2 protein-coding genes are annotated in these 3,537 nt (G+C 38.5%); one reads left to right on the forward strand and one right to left on the reverse strand.

Features of this window, described 5'->3' with window-relative positions:
- Positions 1 to 298: 298 nt before the first annotated feature.
- Entirely contained in the window at positions 299 to 1,522 is a 1,224-nt protein-coding gene (locus tag P20311_RS12410) for an EAL and HDOD domain-containing protein (RefSeq protein ID WP_008113311.1), read from the reverse strand.
- 345 nt (positions 1,523 to 1,867) lie between these two features.
- Here P20311_RS12410 and putP point away from each other — a divergent pair, with 345 nt between their 5' ends.
- Positions 1,868 to 3,379 (forward strand): sodium/proline symporter PutP, encoded by a 1,512-nt coding sequence (gene putP, locus P20311_RS12415; RefSeq protein ID WP_008113313.1) that lies wholly within the window; start codon positions 1,868 to 1,870, stop codon positions 3,377 to 3,379.
- Positions 3,380 to 3,537: the final 158 nt, after the last annotated feature.

A 3,537-nucleotide genomic window follows, 5' to 3' on the forward strand; every position in this document is an offset into this window, starting at 1 on the left:
TTATTTTTAGTTATTAATTACTAGGGTCTGTTGACCTTTGCGGATTACAATTTGTTCAAACTAGGAGCGGTTTAATCGCGGCGCGAGGTTTGTAACCTAGTGGGCTAAGTAAAAACCGAGCAACAAAGAGTAAATCGCTCCTAGACAGAACCCGAAGGGCAGCGCCTGTTTGGCATTGATGCTGCGTTATCGCCTATTTATGGGGAATAACCACACCACATAGGCTCTGCCTTGCCTAAATACCAAATAGACTGCTGAAAATTTAACCTTGAAAGGTCAACAGACCCTAATGAGCGCTTTAATTATCAATCATTATCTGCATTTGTTCACTAACCCAATTAAGTGCTTCGTGGTAAGCATCAGGCACATCATCACCTAAGTTAAGCTGTTGGGCTTTATCGTTAGCAGCGTGCCAGTTACCCTGCTCATAGAGGGTTACTAAGTTTAAATACTCAGCAAGCAGCCCTTCATTGTTTAACAATGCCGCTTTTATCTCATTTGAAAGCGGTAGTTTAAGCATTACACTGTCCATCTCTTCATCTAGTATGGCATCCATAAGCGACATCATGCCGGCTAAAAACGCTATTCCAGTATCTCTAAGTTTGCCATGTGAAATTGCTAAAAGCTCACAAAAACGCGCGCGTGTTAGCGACAACCTAATAAGCTCCAGAGGTTTGTCTGCAGAGACTTGTGCGGCAAATAATAAAGAGAGTAGTTTTTTTATTTCAGCCGCGCCCAATACAATAAGCGCTTGTTTTATAGTGTTTATTTCAGAGCGGCGAGCAAATGCTGCCGAATTTGAGTAGCGTAGCAGCTTATACGATAAGTTGACATCACGCTCAAATACATCGGTGATTTTTTTAAGATCCATTTCTACGCTGGATGTTTCATAGAGTAGCTCAGCCAATGCCATGCCCGATGGCGGTAACGCCTTGCTTTGCACCATTTCTGGTTTTGAAAAGAAAAAGCCTTGAAAGTATTCAAAACCTAGTTCAAAAGCTTGATTGTAAAGCTCGTAAGTTTCAACTTTTTCTGCGAGTAACTTGATATGTGGGTAAGGTTTTAAATCCTCTATGATCGTTTTAACGTTTTCAATATCACAAGTTAAAAAGTCGACTTTAATAATATCGATAAACGGATAAAAGTGCCGCCATACAGGTTGATGTGCATAGTCATCTAGCGCTAGCGTATAGCCTTTTTCTTTTAGGTCTTTAACAATTGCCAATAAGCGTTTACCTGGCTGGACGGTTTCGAGTATTTCAATTACCACCCCATCTTTGTTTAAAAGGGTTGGGTAGCCTTTTAACAAGGTGTCTAAGGTAAAGTTAATATAAGCGGGTTTATTATCAGTTAAATCTTCTAAGCCAAAGTTAAATTGACTGCCTTCAATCAGTCGAGACGTGGCTTCATCGCCGTCAATATTTGGAAAAACGTTATCTACTCCATCACGAAATAAAAGCTCGTAGCCAATTAGTTCTTTATTGCGATCTAAAATAGGTTGCCGAGCAGCGTAAAAATACATATTGGATTCCGAAAGAGTAGAAATTGATTAACATTGTAATAATATATTGGAAAACATTCAAAATAGCATCGGTAAAATGAATTATTATTAATGAAATATCATGGCTTAGGTGATTTTTATTAATCTAAACTCATTGTTTTTTATTCTATTTGTTTTAAAAGCGAGCGAATAGATGGTTTTTTATCTACTTAAATTAGCGGGTTGGAGTTATTAGCAATTACCGTGTTATAGTTCAGTAGAAAGCTTTTATTCCAATACTGTCTTAATTATAAGATTTCAAGAGTCATTATTTGGATTACAAGCCTGTTATTACTTTTTTAAGTGGAGGCGAATTTGGAAACAGGAATGATTATTTCATTGGCATTATATTTTATTGTAATGCTGGGAATAGGACTATACGCATATAAGCAATCTACCAGCGATATATCAGGGTATATGCTAGGTGGTCGTAATTTAGCCCCCAGTGTTGCTGCCTTATCAGCGGGTGCATCAGACATGAGTGGTTGGTTACTTATGGGCCTACCTGGCGCAATGTACTTGTTTGGGCTTAGCAAGGTTTGGATTGCTATTGGCTTAGTATTAGGCGCATGGGCAAACTATTTCTTAGTCGCCCCAAGACTGCGTGTTTATACTGAAAAAGCAAATGACTCTATTACCATCCCTGATTATTTTGCAAATCGTTTTGATGATAACAAGAATATCCTCCGTGTGATCTCTGCAATTGTTATTATTGTGTTCTTTACTTTGTATACTTCATCAGGCGTAGTCGCCGGTGGTAAGTTATTTGAAAATTCATTTCAGATGAGTTACGAAATGGGTTTATACATCACCACGGGTGTGGTTGTTGTTTACACCTTATTTGGTGGTTTTTTAGCGGTTAGCCTAACAGACTTCGTGCAAGGTTGTATTATGTTTATCTCCTTGCTTGCAGTACCTATCGCTACTTATATGATGCTTGATCAGCCATTTATGGATACTTTAGCAAATGCAAATTACCAGCAGTTGTTAAGTTCACCAAAAGCCAGTGAAATCCATTCATTGAATATGCTTGATTGGTTTGCTGGTGGTTCTACCATTGCTATTATTTCTGCGATGGCTTGGGGCTTAGGCTACTTTGGTCAGCCACATATTATTGTTCGCTTTATGTCTATTCGCTCAGTAAAAGAAATGCCAACTATGCGTCGTATTGGTATGTCTTGGATGACACTATCTGCGATTGGTGCGGTATTTACCGGTTTATTTGGTGCTGCTTTTATGATTGAAAACCAAATGCCTATTGCCGATAAAGAGACCATTTTCTTAGTATTAGCTGAACTTATTTTCCACCCATTAATTGCTGGTTTCCTACTGGCTGCTATTTTAGCTGCGATTATGAGTACGATTTCATCGCAATTATTGGTGTGTTCAAGCTCGCTTACTGAAGACTTCTACAAGATTTACTTAAACCGCGATGCCTCGCAAACTGAGCTGGTGTTAGTAGGGCGTATTAGCGTAATACTGGTTGCGTTATTTGCTATTTACTTAGCGTATGACCGTAATAGTTCAATACTTGATTTAGTTAGTAACGCATGGGCTGGTTTTGGTGCTGCATTTGGTCCACTTGTCTTGTTTAGCCTTTACTGGAAACGTATGAACTTAAAAGGGGCTATTAGCGGTATGGTTGTTGGTGCTTTAACAGTGCTTGTATGGATTTATGCGCCTATTACCATTAACGGTGAGAGCTTAAGCAGTGTAATTTATGAAATCGTCCCAGGCTTCATTTTAGCGAGTATTGCTATTGTGGTAGGAAGCCTTGTGACAGCTGAACCGAAAAAAGAAATTACTGATCTGTTTGATGAAGTTGAATCGTCATTGTAACTGATTAGCTAACGTAAAGTGTTGGTTTTTATAAATGCCAATCAGTTTAACTGGTTGGCATTTTTTATTGACTTACCTTTAGTAAAGACCATTCATCTCGTTTAAACAGCTGAGATTATGACGCTTAATCACCGATTACTCGCCTTTAGCTATTATTA

It is taken from the genome of Pseudoalteromonas sp. BSi20311 (assembly GCF_000239875.1).
In the GTDB taxonomy this organism is placed as follows: domain Bacteria; phylum Pseudomonadota; class Gammaproteobacteria; order Enterobacterales; family Alteromonadaceae; genus Pseudoalteromonas.

Excerpts from the sequence above, each read along its gene's own strand:
- P20311_RS12410 (WP_008113311.1), bottom strand. The coding sequence starts at position 1,522 with ATGTATTTTTACGCTGCTCGGCAACCTATTTTAGATCGCAATAAAGAA.
- putP (WP_008113313.1), top strand. The coding sequence starts at position 1,868 with ATGATTATTTCATTGGCATTATATTTTATTGTAATGCTGGGAATAGGA.